Annotated in this window: 17 protein-coding genes and 1 pseudogene; 7 read left to right on the forward strand and 11 right to left on the reverse strand. The window is 39.5% G+C overall.

Annotated features, from left to right (window positions below; all coding sequences use genetic code 11):
• Positions 1 to 8: 8 nt before the first annotated feature.
• From IPH84_00250 to IPH84_00290, 9 genes and pseudogenes are all read right to left on the reverse strand, one after another.
• Positions 9 to 2,012, reverse strand: coding sequence for a DNA translocase FtsK (locus IPH84_00250; GenBank protein ID MBK7171670.1), 2,004 nt, complete (start codon positions 2,010 to 2,012; stop codon positions 9 to 11).
• Positions 2,013 to 2,118: 106 nt separating this feature from the next.
• Positions 2,119 to 2,607 carry a DNA translocase FtsK 4TM domain-containing protein gene (locus IPH84_00255; GenBank protein MBK7171671.1) on the reverse strand — a complete coding sequence of 163 codons (489 nt, stop codon included), beginning with the start codon at positions 2,605 to 2,607 and terminating at the stop codon, positions 2,119 to 2,121.
• Between the two features lie 190 nt (positions 2,608 to 2,797).
• Positions 2,798 to 3,463, reverse strand: coding sequence for a hypothetical protein (locus tag IPH84_00260; GenBank protein MBK7171672.1), 666 nt, complete (start codon positions 3,461 to 3,463; stop codon positions 2,798 to 2,800).
• An 80-nt stretch (positions 3,464 to 3,543) separates the two neighbouring features.
• A pseudogene (gene lepB, locus IPH84_00265) lies at positions 3,544 to 4,889 on the reverse strand (signal peptidase I).
• Positions 4,890 to 5,271: 382 nt separating this feature from the next.
• Entirely contained in the window at positions 5,272 to 5,991 is a 720-nt protein-coding gene (gene dapB, locus IPH84_00270; protein MBK7171673.1) for a 4-hydroxy-tetrahydrodipicolinate reductase, read from the reverse strand.
• A 13-nt stretch (positions 5,992 to 6,004) separates the two neighbouring features.
• Positions 6,005 to 6,622, reverse strand: coding sequence for a hypothetical protein (locus tag IPH84_00275; protein MBK7171674.1), 618 nt, complete (start codon positions 6,620 to 6,622; stop codon positions 6,005 to 6,007).
• 99 nt (positions 6,623 to 6,721) lie between these two features.
• Complete coding sequence (locus IPH84_00280; protein ID MBK7171675.1) at positions 6,722 to 7,615, reverse strand: ParB/RepB/Spo0J family partition protein; 894 nt, start codon at positions 7,613 to 7,615, stop codon at positions 6,722 to 6,724.
• A gap of 2 nt (positions 7,616 to 7,617) precedes the next feature.
• On the reverse strand, positions 7,618 to 8,424 hold the full coding sequence (locus tag IPH84_00285; GenBank protein ID MBK7171676.1) for a ParA family protein: 807 nt from the start codon (positions 8,422 to 8,424) through the stop codon (positions 7,618 to 7,620).
• Between the two features lie 213 nt (positions 8,425 to 8,637).
• Entirely contained in the window at positions 8,638 to 8,976 is a 339-nt protein-coding gene (locus tag IPH84_00290) for a DUF3276 family protein (GenBank protein MBK7171677.1), read from the reverse strand.
• Between the two features lie 291 nt (positions 8,977 to 9,267).
• Here IPH84_00290 and IPH84_00295 point away from each other — a divergent pair, with 291 nt between their 5' ends.
• The 6 genes from IPH84_00295 (at position 9,268) to IPH84_00320 (ending at position 13,304) form a co-directional block, all read left to right on the forward strand.
• Positions 9,268 to 10,230: a transcription antitermination protein NusB gene (locus IPH84_00295; GenBank protein ID MBK7171678.1), complete on the forward strand. Its 963-nt coding sequence runs from the start codon at positions 9,268 to 9,270 to the stop codon at positions 10,228 to 10,230.
• 46 nt (positions 10,231 to 10,276) lie between these two features.
• Positions 10,277 to 10,708 (forward strand): GNAT family N-acetyltransferase, encoded by a 432-nt coding sequence (locus IPH84_00300; GenBank protein ID MBK7171679.1) that lies wholly within the window; start codon positions 10,277 to 10,279, stop codon positions 10,706 to 10,708.
• Positions 10,709 to 10,821: 113 nt separating this feature from the next.
• The gene (locus tag IPH84_00305) at positions 10,822 to 11,289 is read left to right on the forward strand and encodes a DUF1573 domain-containing protein (GenBank protein ID MBK7171680.1); all 468 of its coding nucleotides are present in this window, start codon (positions 10,822 to 10,824) and stop codon (positions 11,287 to 11,289) included.
• A gap of 30 nt (positions 11,290 to 11,319) precedes the next feature.
• Positions 11,320 to 11,658: a preprotein translocase subunit YajC gene (gene yajC, locus IPH84_00310; GenBank protein ID MBK7171681.1), complete on the forward strand. Its 339-nt coding sequence runs from the start codon at positions 11,320 to 11,322 to the stop codon at positions 11,656 to 11,658.
• A gap of 42 nt (positions 11,659 to 11,700) precedes the next feature.
• On the forward strand, positions 11,701 to 12,711 hold the full coding sequence (locus IPH84_00315) for a hypothetical protein (GenBank protein MBK7171682.1): 1,011 nt from the start codon (positions 11,701 to 11,703) through the stop codon (positions 12,709 to 12,711).
• Positions 12,708 to 13,304 (forward strand): dephospho-CoA kinase, encoded by a 597-nt coding sequence (locus tag IPH84_00320; GenBank protein MBK7171683.1) that lies wholly within the window; start codon positions 12,708 to 12,710, stop codon positions 13,302 to 13,304. Before IPH84_00315 ends, IPH84_00320 begins: the two co-directional genes overlap by 4 nt.
• Position 13,305: 1 nt before the next feature.
• Here the strand turns inward: IPH84_00320 and IPH84_00325 are convergent, their stop codons facing one another.
• Positions 13,306 to 13,950, reverse strand: a complete 645-nt coding sequence (locus tag IPH84_00325) for an NAD(P)-binding domain-containing protein (GenBank protein MBK7171684.1) — start codon at positions 13,948 to 13,950, stop codon at positions 13,306 to 13,308.
• Positions 13,951 to 14,194: 244 nt separating this feature from the next.
• Between IPH84_00325 and IPH84_00330 the strand changes: the two genes are divergently transcribed.
• On the forward strand, positions 14,195 to 14,728 hold the full coding sequence (locus tag IPH84_00330) for a hypothetical protein (protein MBK7171685.1): 534 nt from the start codon (positions 14,195 to 14,197) through the stop codon (positions 14,726 to 14,728).
• Positions 14,729 to 14,781: 53 nt separating this feature from the next.
• Here IPH84_00330 and IPH84_00335 read toward each other — a convergent pair whose 3' ends face one another.
• Entirely contained in the window at positions 14,782 to 16,005 is a 1,224-nt protein-coding gene (locus tag IPH84_00335; protein MBK7171686.1) for an AraC family transcriptional regulator, read from the reverse strand.
• Positions 16,006 to 16,215 lie beyond the last annotated feature (210 nt).

Consider the following 16,215-nt stretch of genomic DNA (forward strand, 5'->3'; position numbering starts at 1 on the left):
ATGATTTGTTAGAATTCATTATGATTTTCTTTGCTCCGTATATCTTTCAAATATTGTTCCAAAGCAAATTCTGTTGCAATTCTTACTTCACGGGCTTTACTGCCTTCGAATGGACCTACAATTCCGGCAGCTTCCAATTGGTCAATAATTCGGCCTGCACGGTTGTAACCAAGTTTCAACTTCCTTTGGATCAGGGAGGTAGAGCCTTGCTGTGAGGCTACAATCAGGTATGCTGCTTCTTCAAATAATTCATCCCTCTCATTAGGATCCATATCTTCCATGGGTACAGTATCCTCTTCATTGAATTCGGGAAGAGCATAAGCTGATGGATAGCCTCTTTGGGAACCAATAAACTCAGTGATTCTTTCTATTTCGTGGGTATCAATGAATGCACATTGCAGACGAATAATATCACCACCTTGTGACATAAGTAAATCTCCTCGTCCAATCAATTGATCAGCTCCTCCTGTATCAAGAATGGTCCTGGAGTCGATCTTGGAAATTACCCTGAAAGCGATACGTGCCGGGAAATTCGCTTTGATTGTTCCGGTAATAATATTTACGCTGGGTCGCTGTGTGGCAATTACAAGGTGTATTCCAATGGCTCTTGCTAACTGGGCCAGACGCGTTATAGGGTGCTCTACCTCTTTACCAGCGGTGAGTATCAGATCAGCAAATTCATCAATTACAACCACAATGTAGGGCAGGAACCGATGGCCCTGTTCAGGATTGAGTTTCCGGGCAATATATTTTATATTATACTCTTTTATATTTCGCACCTGCGCATCTTTCAGCAGATCATAACGCTGATCCATTTCGATGTTGAGCGAATTCAAGGTTCTGACCACTTTCCTGGTATCAGTGATGATTGCTTCCTCCGAATCGGGGAGCTTAGCCAGGTAATGCCTTTCTATCTTTGAAAATAGTGTTAACTCCACTTTTTTGGGGTCCACCATCACAAATTTCAATTCTGCAGGATGCTTCTTATATAAAAGTGATGCTATAATGGCATTCAATCCTACAGACTTACCTTGTCCTGTTGCTCCTGCCATAAGGATATGGGGCATTTTGGTAAGGTCAGCTATGAAATCCTCATTGGCAATGGTCTTTCCAATGGCGAAAGGAAGGTCAAAACGGGTATTGCTGAACTTTTCAGAACCCATGATGGTCTTCATTCCAACAATCTCCGGCTTTTGGTTGGGTACTTCAATACCGATGGTTCCCTTACCGGGAATAGGAGCAATGATACGGATTCCAAGCGCTGAAAGACTCAAAGCAATATCATCTTCCAGGTTCTTGATCTTGGAGATCCTTACACCTGGTGCAGGAATAATCTCATAGAGTGTGACTGTGGGTCCAATGGTTGCCTTGATCTTGTCGATCTGAATACCATAATTCCCTAAAGTAGAAACAATCCGGTTTTTATTGGCTTCCAGCTCTTCCTTGTTAACATTAATGGAACCTCCTCCGTATTCATCCAGCAGATCAATACCCGGCAACTGGTAAGTGCCCAGGTCCAGGGTTGGGTCATAAGGTGTATCGATAGTATGATGCTCGGAGGTATCATTGGTTTCTATCTCTTCTTCCGGTTCATCAATCTTAAGAAGCGGAGTGGCAGGTGTTACCGGGGTGAAAGGAGGATTATTGACAGGCTCAACAGTGAATTCAACTTTGGAAGCCGGTGCTTGCTTGGTTGTTGCTACTGTAACAGGTTCAAAATCAATATGTCTTTCATTAGATGGCTGATTCTTTTCAGTTTGTTTAGTTTCTTTATCATGGATACTCTCGTCCTTCACTGCAAATTCCACTGTATTGTACTTATCGACAGGAAAATCGGGAGAAACTGAATTTTTTTGATTATTGAGCGCAGCATCATCTGAACCGGCATCTTCCAAAGCTGATTTACGATCAATAATTCGTTGTTTAAAAGCATGCAGTGAAAAATTATATACCACTACCAGGAATGCCACAAGCACAAAAACAAGTAACAGAGATAAACCCATTTTACCCATAAGTCCTTCGAGCCATATAGACGTTTCAAACCTGAAATTCCACCCAGTATGGATGCAGGAGTTCCTTTTAACAGGAAAGCTAATGCAACTGAAAGCCAGACCATCATCAATACGGCAATGCCGAAACTCTTTCCAAGTGGAATAATGATATGTTTAAGGAAAGTCTTACTCCCAGGATGAACATCCAGATGACAAGGAAAAATGTTCCGATCCCGAACCCTTGTTTGATCATCAGGGTGGATAAAGCAGCACCCAGGCGGCCACCCAGGTTATGTGTTTCAAGGCTTTTATCGGAGAAAACCCTGGAAAAACTGATATTGGAGAAAATATCATCTGTTCCACCGTTGAACCAGTTGAACAGGTAGGAGATGAAGGTAACCAGGAAAAAGAACGAAGCCAGTAAAGAAAAAATCCCGACAACCTGGGCGACCTTTTCTAAACGCCCGACATTGGGTTCTTTCAGATCGTCGTTATCAGTTTTTGATTGACGGTTTTTCTTTTCTTTCTTATCCTTTTGATCCTTCGGCTCGGCGGCTTTTTGGGCCACCTGCTTCAGGGTATTTTTAGGCATAAAATTGGTTATTTTCTCCTGCATATTCCGGAATTTCAATATCCATCAGGCTTTCCTTTACTTATTGATTTTTGTTCCCCAACCATTAGGGATAAAGGAGAGTTATTGATGCAAAAGTAAGAAAAATGAAGTAATGGCTTATCGATTGATTGTCAAAGAAAAAAGAATCCCCCTAAAGAAGGAGGATTCTTCCTGAAAGGGGGATTTAAAAGCATTATCTGCTCTTATTAGCCTGGCGTAATTTCTGTAGTTCTGCTTCGGTTGTCTGTTTGTATTCGGTCGGGATTTCAAAGGTTTTATTGGAAATCCTTCCGGAAGTTATTTCTGAAGCAGTAAGATGCATAGGTGCGCCTAATCCTGAGTAATCAAAATCGAGCAGAATGCCTTTTACACCTTTAGCAATGGTGTTAAAGTAAATATTATTAGAGCCAAGTTCATCACTATAGTAAACAGTGCTTTTCTGAACCTTACCACCACGATCCTTGTAGCTAATTTCACCGGATTTACACTTGTATCCGGCAATTGTCTTGGATTCTTTAAGCGGCATAAACGATGGGGCGTCTTCCTTCTGGAATTCTTCTTTAGTTTTCTTAATATAGAATTTTCCTTCTGCCAGATCCATCAGACGGGTAACAGAAATTTCGTCACCATTTACAATGAAGGTTTGCTTTCCATTGGGAAGTGTTACTTCAAATTTGGCTTTATTGGAACTAATTTGCATTACAATTGATGAAGGAAGAGCAGCAGCCATAGCAGCAGAAAGACTGGCCGGGTAGGTGATCTTATAAGTAATGGTTCCTGTGAAACTCTTTGTCTGGGCGAAACCTGTAAATACAAGGCTTGCAATTAAAGCGAGGGAGAAAACGGTCCTTTTAATCATTGAATTTGGATTTTTGTGTTTGAATTGATAAAGTAACGAAGCAGTTTGCCGTAAATTGTCCGGATGATTCCGGCAAATAATTATTTAACGGTTCTTAAGAGTTTATTCCAGCGGATCTTGCCATTGAAAAGAGATTTGTTTGAGTCGAGCGACAACCAGACAAATACAGCTTTCCCGACAATATGATCGGATGGCACAAATCCCCAGAAACGGCTATCAGCAGAATTATGCCTGTTATCACCCATCATCCAGTAGTAATCCAATTTGAAGGTGTAACTGCTGGCTTCTTTGTCATTGATAAATATTTTATCACCTTTCACTTCCACCTTATTCAGTTCATAGGCTTCAATTATCCTATGGTATAAAGGAAGAGTGTGAAGGTTCAAGGGTACAGTTTCTCCTGCTTTAGGTATATGAAGTGGCCCGAAATTGTCAATATTCCATGCATAAGTCGAATCAAAGGGGAAAATATAAAGCTACCAGTAACCCTTGGGTTGAATGTATTTTTCGACTGAAAGTACACTACTGATTTCTTTTACCTTGGCAAGAGACTCTGAAGTGAGTACAAGCAAAAATTCATTTTCAACCCCTGTTTCTTCAACATCTTCTGTGATATTAAGCTTGTCAAGCACTTTTGGATTGAAATAGGTGCCGTCAGTCTTAATACGATATTTATATTGCGCATTTTCAGGAAGTTCTGATGCTTTTCCATTGATATAGACTACCTGGTCTTTTATTTCAAGATTATCACCAGGTATACCAATACATCTTTTAATATAGTTTTCCCTTTTGTCAACCGGACGAGCGACAATATCACCAAAGTTGTACTTATCATTCCATACTCTTTCACGCCCCAATTCCCTGACCAGGCCATAATAACTCTGGTTTTGAACTTTAAGTGAAACAGTATCACCATCAGGATAATTGAAAACTACTACATCATTATTCTTGATAGAAGTAAAGCCCGGGAAGCGGTAAAAGGCCATTTGATCCATTCTACATAAGATTTGGTATATTTAGTCAATGGCATAGTATGATGAACAAAGGGAAAAGCCAGGGGAGTCGTGGGAATTTTTGGGCCATAACTAAGTTTACTGACAAACAGGTAATCGCCAACAAGCAATGATTTCTCCATGGAAGAAGTCGGAATAACATAAGCCTCTACCATAAATATCCTGATAATGGAAGCAGCGACAACTGCAAAAATGATCGCGTCAATCCATTCCCTTGTAACTGACTTCTTATATTTTGGCAGGAGGGAGGGTTCTGTATATGTTTCTGAAGATGCCAACCCGATCCAGGGAAGGTATGCATAAGGAAAAATAACAGCCAGCGCCTGTTCACCTAATGAATTCTTTTTGTAACACTTCACCGTTTCAACAATCATAAGCATGATCATGAAGATGTTAATGAAGGGGACAAACATTAAAGCAAACCACCACCATTTTTTTCCAATGATTTCTATCCACACATAATAGTTGTAAACGGGTACCAATGCTTGCCATGAAGGTTTTCCGGCGTCCTTGAATATCCAGAAAAGCAATATTGGAAACAATAAGATGAAGATGAGTATGATTGTCATGAGATCCATAAGGCGGTAAGGTTTATTGGATATTTTCTAAATGGTATTCAATTTAATTTTCAATTTCGGAAAAATCAATTTGACAGGTATGATGATTCGTGTGTAAAATTTGCAAGCCTGATTCCTAAACTGTTTTTTTTAGGGTACAAATATCATGTAATCGTTTGGATTATGATCAGTTGCGTTCGTTAATTAGTGTTAATAGTCAAGAATGCAGGTAGTTGCTTTAAACATTGATCTTAAGCAAATCCTTCATGCTAAAAATACCATGCTTTCCAACCATAAATTCTGCAGCAAGTATTGCACCCTGGGCAAAACCTATCCTGTTTTTTGCCTCATGCCTGATACTGATTGTATCATTGGTTGATTGCCATTGAACCAGGTGGGTTCCGGGGACATCACCTTCCCGGATAGCAGTGACAGGAATTTCGCCGGCTGATGAAGGCCCAAGTTTCCATGAGTGATAACGTTTGTTTGCTGAAATGATATCCTGAGCAATCGATATAGCAGTTCCGCTGGGAGCATCTTTCTTCCTTGTATGATGAATTTCAGTAATTTCAGGGGTATATGAATCCTGAGATTGGAGTAAGGAGGCAAGTTTTCGGTTGATTTCAAAGAATATATTGACACCGATGCTGAAGTTAGATGCATAGAATAATGCTGCATTTTCCCTGGTACAGGCAGCCGAAACTTCATCAATTTGGGAATGCCAGCCTGTTGTTCCGGTAACAACCGGGATTCCAGACTTGAAGCATTTATTCAGATTGTCGAGAACGACAGAGGGAGTGGTGAATTCAACAGCAACATCGCAATCATGCAGGCGCTTTCCTTCAGTTTCCCAGTCCTGTTCATTATCAATAATCACAGTTATCTCATGATTTCGCTGGAGGGCAATTTTTTCAATTTCCCTGCCCATTGTTCCATAACCAATGATGGCTAATTTCATTTTACTGATCCTTTTAAAATTTAAAGGTAAGCATCAACCCGGCTCCTTGTTTATATAAAGGAGAAGGTGGTGTGATCCAGGGATTGAGATTCATGGACAAATCATCACTTATATTATAGTCAAAGAAGTGAGCGTCCACTGTAGCATCAACAACGGTAAGTATATACCATACACCTGTTACGATATAGGATACTTCAAGGTTTCTCCGGTAATACTCCCTTCCGACCAGCAATTGATCTTTGGAATATCTCAGCGAAAGATCATTGGGTGGAGTAACAGGCTGTGGCATGGGCATAAACCGCGAAGGGTTTTCCACGTATGCAGTTGATAATTCAAGTGTTGTGGGATTATTAGTAGCTGAAGCTGATGTATAAGCATATGCATCCCTGAACAGCCTGTAGTTTTTCGTGTTAAAAGAGATGAAATATGCCATAGTGCCAAACCCGGCATAAACAATAGGTATCTTCCAGTATTTGTGGTTATAGGCCTGTCCCAGTCCAGGCAGTATCATGGCATAGTAAGTCGCTTTCTTTGGAGAATGTACCTTGATTCCGGAAGTGTCCGGCAAGTTTTTCAACCTAACGGTATCTTGTGCAATGGCTTTATTGGATTGCTGATTTAATCCAAACATGAAAACAAGAGCTAAAAGGATGGGTATGCCTTGCTGTAAGGATGGTCTGCAAAGAAACAGACGAATAAACGTTTTATGGATGAACCTGAATATCACAGATTATTCTATGCCGATTGCTGACAATATCTTTTCGAGGTCAGTATCCGACTTAAACTGGATCATAAGGGTGCCTTTTCCTTTAGGGCCGCGTTTAAGCTCTACTTTTGCATTTAATTTCGACTGAAGGGAAGCCCGTTTCGTTTCCAATATATCCGGAATTTGCTGAGGCTGAGCTTTAGTACGGGGAACTGGAATCTCGTCGATTTGTTGAACTAGTTTCTCAGCTTCTCTGACAGATAATCCTTCCTTTATGATTCGGCGGGATATATTAAGCTGGTAATCAGGTTTTTCAACATTGATCAGTGAACGGGCATGACCCATTGTAAGTGTGCCATCCCTGAGGGCAGCCTGAATTTCAGCAGGTAGTTTAAGCAGGCGGATATAATTGGAGATGGTAGTCCTGTTTTTCCCTACCCTTTTACTTAATTCATCCTGGGTGAGGTCACATTCTTCAAGAAGGCGATTATAGCTGATGGCAATCTCAAGGGCATTCAGGCTTTCGCGTTGAATGTTTTCTATCAATGCCCATTCAAGCATTTGCTCATCATTGGCAACCCTGATATAAGCAGGAACATGGCTTAAGCCAGCAAGTTTGGACGCCCTGAGACGTCTTTCACCTGAAATGAGCTGATATTTATCATAGCCCATTTTCCTGACAGTGATCGGTTGAATAATGCCTTGTTCTGCAATGGAATCGGCCAGTTCCTTCAATGAACTCTCATCAAACTCTTCCCTGGGTTGAAAAGGATTGTTGTCAATATTATCAATAGGAATATTGGCAATAGCCCCGGCTACATAAGAACCGGAAATATCCCTGGAAGTGATATCTGTTTCCGGACTTTCCAATATGGCATTGAGGCCACGCCCTAAGGCACGCTTCTTTAGGTTTGTCATGATTAATCCACCTTAATTTCTTTGTCTTCCTGCTTTAAAATGGTCAAATTGTTCTTCTGCAGGATTTCGCGGGCCAGGTTGAGATAATTGATAGCTCCTGTGCTTGCAGCATCATGCATAAGTATGGTCTGACCAAAACTGGGTGCTTCACCCAATCGGGTATTTCTATATATTATGGTTTCAAAAACCATATCCTGGAAATGCGTTTTTACCTCTTCCACCACCTGGTTTGAAAGGCGTAATCTTGAATCATACATGGTAAGCAGAATGCCTTCAAAGTCGAGATCAGGATTCAATCTTGCTTGTACAATCTTGATAGTATTCAGCAATTTGCCCAATCCTTCAAGGGCAAAATATTCACATTGAACGGGAATGATTACAGAATCAGCTGCTACCAGGGCATTAACTGTAACAAGACCAAGAGAAGGAGAGCAGTCGATGATAATAAACTCATAATCATCTTTCAGCTTCTCCAACACCTTCTTCATCATCTTCTCCCTGTTCGGCATATTGATCATCTCGATTTCAGCTCCAACCAGGTCAATATGGGCAGGCAATAAGTCGAGATTCGGAGTTTCTGTATTCAGAATGATGTTTCGTGCATCTACATCATCAACGATACATTCGTAAATGCTGGTCTTTATGGTTTTAGGATCAAAGCCAACCCCGGAAGTAGCATTTGCCTGGGGATCAGCATCAATGATAAGTGTCTTTCTTTCTAATACTGCAAATGCTGCACCCAGATTGATGGCTGTGGTAGTTTTACCTACACCACCTTTCTGGTTTGCTATAGTAATTACTTTACCCATCCGATGTATGTTTTCTATTCAGTGTGTAGCCCTGGGGCATTATTTTTCCGATCTACTCAAGTACAAATGATTATCAGTTGCAATCAATTGCAACTTTTTCAATGGGTTTGCAAAAATACAATAAAGGCAGAATGAAATCCTGACCGTGTTGATAAGTTTTCGATCAGGTGATTCAAAGAAATCTAAGGCCAGTTATTTATTTCTGATCCGGGGTCAGACTTTATCCAGGTCATCAAAATCAACATCTACACGACTGCTCCTTGTTTCAGGGTATTCCCGTTCAGGAGGAATTACACCCGTCTCAATAAAGGAAATCACATCGCTTAGGCCATTTTTGAATTTTTCGAAATCCTCCTTGTATAAAAAAAGTTTATGCTTCTCATAGAAGAATTTCCCCTGGGCATTGTCAAATCGCCGCTTGCTTTCAGTAATGGTGATATAAAACTGATCTGCCCTGGTTTGTTTAACATCAAAAAAATACGTGCGTTTCCCTGCCTTCACAGCCCTCGAGAATACGTCCTCCCTGTTCTCCTGGTGGTCGAAGTCTTCCATTTTCGAAATAGGTATAGTTATAGATTGTTTTGGTACAATTAACGCAAATTTATAAAGATTATTTTATTCTCAAAGCAGTTAATCTATTCTCAAATTATTAAATTTTTATTGACTTAAATTCTTTTCAGATATTGATCTCATATATCATCAAAGTATATGATAATGAGGCGATTTAAAGGTTCTGTAAAAATCAATGACTTTTTAAATTTTCTTCAGAAGTTTTGAATCATATGGTTATTTCGTGAAAACCTGTACTTTTGCACTTTCATTTACTAAAGTTCATTCACATCTATGTTAAGCAGAAGGTTTCTCAGGATCAAGGTGATGCAGGCGGTTTATGCTTTTCTCCAGGACGGCCCTGAAGATATCAACGTAGGAGAGAAGCATCTCCTTAACAGTCTCGATAAACTTTACGAGCTATTTATTTATCAATTGTCTTTCCTTGCTGAATTGTCAGAATTCGCGGCAAAAAGATTAGAAGACAACAAACTGAAATACCTTCCGACAGCAGAAGACCTGGATCCCAATACCCGTTTTATTGAAAACAGCTTTATTCAGCAGTTGACTAACAACCGTGAATACAAGAAGCGTTACAACTCCTATAAGATCAATTGGATCGATGAGGAAGAGATTGTCAGGAAATGCTATAACCAGTTGAAGGAACTCCCTGAATATATTGCTTATATGGCAGCTGAAACTTCCAGTTACCAGTTGGATAAGCAAATCGTTGAAGATATTTTCCTCAAACTGATTGCAGAATCAGAATTGCTACAAAGCTTCTACGAAGAGAAAAACCTTTACTGGTCTGATGATTTTGATATTTCTCTCACTATGGTCCTGAAAACGATCAAAGGATACAAAGTGGAATGGGACGAATTCAAGGCTCTGCCCACTTTACTGAAGGACCAGGATGATCCGGGCGGGAGTGAGGATCTTACCTTTGTGAAGCAGTTGTATCGGAAATCTATTCTTCATGATGAGGAATTTACCGGGGTGATCTCTCAATATGCCGATAACTGGGATGTTGATCGTATTGCATTGATGGATACCATCCTTATAAAACTGGCACTCACTGAATTCATCGATTTCCCGTTTATTCCTGTTAAAGTTACCATGAATGAATATATCGAGATATCCAAAGGTTTCAGTACACCGAAAAGTAAGGTATTTATTAACGGGATCCTCGATAAACTGATTGTTGACTTCAAGCAGAATGGCAGGATAAAAAAGACCGGCCGCGGATTATTAGAATAATCTTGTGATCTGGGATTTTAATTTTTGCAGATAAATACTCCTTCAAATGAAAATGATCTTTCGTGATTTTTCTCCCGGAGATTTCGAACAGGTTAATACTCTCTGGAGCCACATCGGTCTTGGAGGCGTGCATCGCGGAGATACACCGGAGGTGATTTGCAGGACACTGGATCATGATGGACGGTTATTATTGATGATTCATCCTGATACAGAAGAGATTATAGGCACTTCGTGGCTTACTGTTGATTACCGCAGGACTTACCTTCATCATTTTGGGATTGCAAAAGCCTGGCAGGGGCAAAAACTCTCAAATCAATTATTGGAAGAAACGCTGATAATAGCGCGGAAGATAGGATACCAGCTTAAACTTGAAGTTCATGTTACCAATCTTGCTGCCGTTCATTTGTATAAGAAGTATGGCTTTCAATACCTGGGTGAATATGATGTATATATTGTCAGGGACGTCCAATCCGTATAGTAACAAATCTATGAGCTTAAGCCCTTTCTGAATGAAGTTAAGCGTAAAGGAATTCTTAATATGATTCAGTCACAGGATTAATTAATACCTTTGCAACACAATTGAGGAATGCAATGAAAAGAATTTTGCTTGTCTATTTTCAGGTTCTCATCCTGCTTATCGGTTTAAGTTCATGTAAATCCGGTGATTCCGGGCAGGACATTCCCGCTGGTGTTGTGAATAATCCGAATACAGCTTCCGGAAAAGCAGATAAAGATGCTTTGCCTGTGCTAAGCTTCGAAAAAGATTTTCATGATTTCGGTAAACTTCAGACCGGTGAGAAAGTTACCTATTCCTTCAAATTCAAAAATACCGGTAATTCGATGCTGGTGATTTCAACGGTTACTACCTCATGTGGATGTACGGTTTCTGATTATCCAAAACAACCTATTAAACCGGGTGAAGATGGAACTGTAGATGTAAGCTTCGACAGTGAAGGCCGACATGGTATTCAAAATAAATCCATTACTGTTTTCAGTAATACTCAACCGCCTACGACTCAATTAAGTATCAAGGCTCTTGTTATTGAGCCCGAAGAATAAATGATTAATTCAATTTAACCCAAAACAAACATGACTTTAGCAAGCGTATTATTGATGGCTCCTCCAGCTGGACAAAGCGGGGGAGGGGGTATGGCCAGTTCCCTTATTTTCCTGGTACTGATTTTTGTGGTTTTCTACTTTTTCTTTATTCGCCCTCAGGTGAAAAAACAAAAAGACCAAAAGAAATATCGTGAATCATTGGCAAAAGGCCAGAAGATTATTACAATTGGCGGTATCCACGGAAGAATCGTTGAGTTGCAGGAAACTACCTGTACCATTGAAGTAGAAGGTGGAAACAGGCTCAAAATTGAAAAAAGTGCCGTTGCTACAGATGCTCAGGATCAACTTACAGGTGAGCCAGCTAAATAATCCGGACTAAAATTTATCATTTACCTTTCTTAAGGGTGTATTATGGAGATCGATGATCGCCCTGTAATCGGAGATAAAAACCGGGAAGCACAAAAGCCCCAGAAAAGAAAATTACGGGTGAAGCTTTTGGTCTTCCTGGTTTGCCTTTTCCTGTCAGCAGCTATGTGGGCATTCATTGAGCTGATGAAGGATTATACTACCGATATTGTTTACACGATCACTTTCAAAAATGTTCCTGAAGACCTTCTGCTTGTTAACCAGGAGGATAGCACTATTGCTGTGGGTGTGAACGCCCAGGGATTTGAGCTACTGGTGGCTCAGTTTATGCATAAAAGAAAAATTATTGAACTGGATCTTTCGGATCTCAGAATCAGGCATGATGAAGAAGGGTACACGGCTTTTATTCCGGGTAGCGGATTGTTTGAACAAGTGGGCCGACAATTGGGATATGCAAAATCTATCACCCATGTCAGGCCGGACACACTCTTTTTCCGGTTTTCCGAAATCTATAAAAAGAGAGTACCTGTCCGTTTAGATGTAGCCTACAACTTAAAAAATCAGTATCAGCTTTACGATTCCATTGAATATAGCCCCAATTCAATTATTGTATCCAGTATCAAGGATGTAATTGATACCATAAGGTCTGTGAGAACCGTGCACTTTGAAATGAATAACCTTGACAGTAACCGAAATGTTACCATTCCTATTCATAGGTCACTGAGGGGGAATATGTTAAGGTATTCCGAAGATTCTGTTACACTTAAAGTGAAGGTGCAAAAATACACTGAAGCTGTTTTTAATATCCCTGTTACTGTTACCGGTAATATTTTACCTATACGCATATTTCCTGACCAGGTGGAAGTAAGATGCCTGGTCCCTTTGAATGATTATCATGATATTGATGCCAGTAGTTTCTCAGCAACAGTAATCGCTTCCCCCAATATGCTTGCTGCAAATAAACGATTACAGGTATTGCTCAACAGGATCCCATATAATGTTAAATCCTGTAAGCTCAAACCTGACCAGGTTGAATATATTATCATCGCCAAATGATAAAAGTAGGCCTTACCGGAGGCATCGGCAGTGGGAAATCACTAATTGCAGAGATATTTTCTAAACTGGGAATTCCTGTTTATATGGCTGATAGAGAGGCAAAAAAGATGCTTCTCCGGGAGGATGTTATCAGTATTCTGCGAAATCATTTCACGGCTTCCATCTTGTTTGCAGACGGGAGCGTCAATAGAAAAGAACTGGCATCTATTGTATTTAATAATACTGATGAACTCCGGTTTCTGAACAGCATTATCCATCCTTTGGTTGGGAAAGATTTTGAAGAATGGTGCAAAGGGCATCTATTGGACGATATCATTGTTCATGAAGCAGCCATACTCTTTGAAAGTGGATTTTATCAATTAATGGACCGAAATATTGTTGTATATGCTCCCCGGGAACTATGCGTGGAACGGGTGGTCATACGCGATAAAGTAGCACCTGGTGATGTACTTCAAAGGATGAGCCATCAAAGCGACCCTGAATTATTAATGAAACAGGCTGATTTTATCATTACAAATGATAATCACCAGCCTGTTCTGCCTCAAGTTCTTGAAATCAGGGAGATTTTAAAGGGGATAGCCCGAAGTTATTAGCTTATCTGACAATCTTAAAATTAAACATCGGAGTATTCAATGCTCCCATCAATCTGACCCATATAGGTAAAAGTTGTTCTGTCCCCCGCGAAGTTGTAATGTCGCCGAGATCAGTAATATCCTTCCAGCCGAAATCAGTTAATAATGTACTCACTGTAGCTTTTGCTGATTTGTCATTGCCACTTACAAAAATGCTTGTGGCTTCTCCCAATAGTGAAGGATTCACCATCAACTGGCAGTTCATAGTATTAAGAGTTTTAACAACCTTTAAATCAGGGAATTGGCGCTGAAGAACTTCTCCGAGAGAGTCTGTATTGCATACTGTTAATGATGGAGGCATTCCTTTGGAAAAATCAAGAGGATTGGCAACATCCACAAGTACTTTCCCGGAAAGGTTTTCCCTGCCTGCCAGTTGTAGTGCTTCCAGTGATGCCTGTCCTGAAGTACAGTTAAACAGAATTTCACCGAATGCAGCAGCCTTGAAAAATGTGCCATAGGATGCATTCTTTCCAACAGAAGAAGCCCATTCAATAGCTTTTGGATTGTTTTCTGAACGGCTACCCATAAATACTTCATGACCCAGTTCAGCCAGTTTAGTTCCAATTGCAACCCCAACCATTCCTGTGCCTAATATTGCGATTTTCATTTTATTATATGTTTAGTTTATAATTCGATACGATTGCTTTTCATGTGAGAATTCAACTCATCCTGATGCTCCGAAATCATTGAATCTGCGAAGATTATATTGCTCATTTTATCTTTGAGTCATTATAACAAGGAACTCTTTGAAAAGTTTCGATCAAGACATTGAATTAAGTAAAGCAGCTAAAGCGATATTTAATTCAATCATATGCTCCAAACTGATATTTTTGTAGAAAAAAACTTCAAATATGACTGATAGTTCGTTAGGGGTTGGTTCCAGGGTGAAACATCCACAGTTTGGGAAAGGTGTAATTGTTCAACTTCGTTCTGATGCTTTTGAGATTTGTTTCATTGAAAGTGGGGTTCGCCAGATAATGCGCGATTATGAAGGTTTTGAAATTATTGAAAGTGTTGAAACTCCTTCAGATCTTACAACCTATGAAAAAATTGAGAAAAGCCTGATCAGAGTACTCCGACGATTTAGTGATGTCCAGGAAACAGTTTCGATGGGGAGCAAATGGACGGGTGGAAAGATGATCCTTATTCCAGGCGAAGTTGGGCTAAAAGAAAAGGAAATACCGATGGATGCTTTCTTTCATAAGATTGTTATGCTGCGCGACAGGCTTAGGGTTCTTGAAGCCAAGCTTAATGCCAGTAACCTCACTGATGAAGAAAAGGTTGAAATGCAACAATATGTGACACGCTGTTATGGAAGCCTTACTACTTTTAATGTCCTTTTTAAGAATAAGGAAGATCAGTTTATTGGAGAGAAAGGTGCATAACAGGACTTGTGAGGGATTTCACTTACTCATTGGAAAATAAGCGTCTTCCTCCATCAGGAATTTAATGTTTGATTTCTGTATTCACTTGGCGTATTACCTGTGAATTTCTTAAAGGCTTTGTTAAAGGTAGATTTGGAAGAAAATCCTACCATATTGGCTATTCCCTGAAGTGAGTATTTTTCACTCCCTGGCATCCTTATGATACTCTTTGCTTCTTCAATCCTGTGAGAATTTATATAATTATAGAAGTTCTGCTCATAATATTCATTAATAACTTGTGAGATATATTTACTGTTCGTATGCAGTAAGACAGCTACATCATCAATACATAAATTTTCATTGGTAAAAACTCTTTTGTTCTTCATTAATTCCTTGAGTTCACCCTTTAATTTAATTGCATGATCATCAGTTAAAGCTGAACCTGAATATTTTATCTGAATTTGATTCCCGGCATTTATGTTTATTTCATCAATTTCTGGCTGTATGTAGGGTTTTTCGCGGGTATTTTCATTCGTAAAAAGATCACTTCCTGAAGGCTCCGGTCGCTTCTGCAAAAGTCCGTGGATGCCTGAAAAAAGTGTAATAATACACAAAGCCAATAGAAAGATAAGCTGTGGAAAAAATTGGTGACGAAAACCTATGATATACATCAGATTATTGAACATGAAAAAGAATACAAAAGAAATGATGAAAGTCCTGATCCAATCCAGGTCGATAAACTCAGTATATGAATAGTTGCTCTCAATGAAAAGTTTATGCGCTTTATACTCTTTCCAGACTAAAATACTATACCATATCAATTGAATATTGATCAGCAAGTAGTTGCTTAGCAGATATACCAGCAATAGGTATTTCAATTGCCCGTTGCTTTGATCCAGGCTGAAACCGTAGGTGATAAATTGCAGTTTTTCAGTCTCACTGAGCAAGAAATAAGGAGAATTAAGTAAAAAGATGAATAGAGATGGGAGAAAGTGCAATAGCTTAATTTTTGTGAATGAAAAATCTAAGCGGGTAATGGAAATAATGTATAAATAGAAAACAGGAATAAGTCCTAAAATGAGAGGAAGAATTAATACATATAATTGGCTGTTCAGGGAAAAAAGCTTTAACCTGTAAAATAGGTTAAAGGCAAAGTAAATAGTGAGCATAATTTTGAAAATTCCAAGTATTAGCCTGGAATTTCCCGGATTCTTCCTGTTGCTGAAAATTAGTAATATTGAAAGCACCAGGCACTGGTATACAGGAATAGCATAAAGTGTCGTGATGATTGTTTCCATGTTTTGCTTAGATGAAGCAAAAATATTCATTCTTATTTACAAAATGTAAGGACAGACTAAAACAATGTTTTTGTCAGATTCTGCCGTGCATGGGTGTTAATTCGTGAATCCGCACCTGTATAAACCCTTCATATCTTTTAAAAACAGCAATTTTGTTGTCATTGTTCCAAACAAGTTTGGGATTGCAGATAATTACCATTTAAATCCTTA

The organism is Bacteroidales bacterium (assembly GCA_016707785.1).
GTDB lineage: Bacteria > Bacteroidota > Bacteroidia > Bacteroidales > UBA4417 > UBA4417.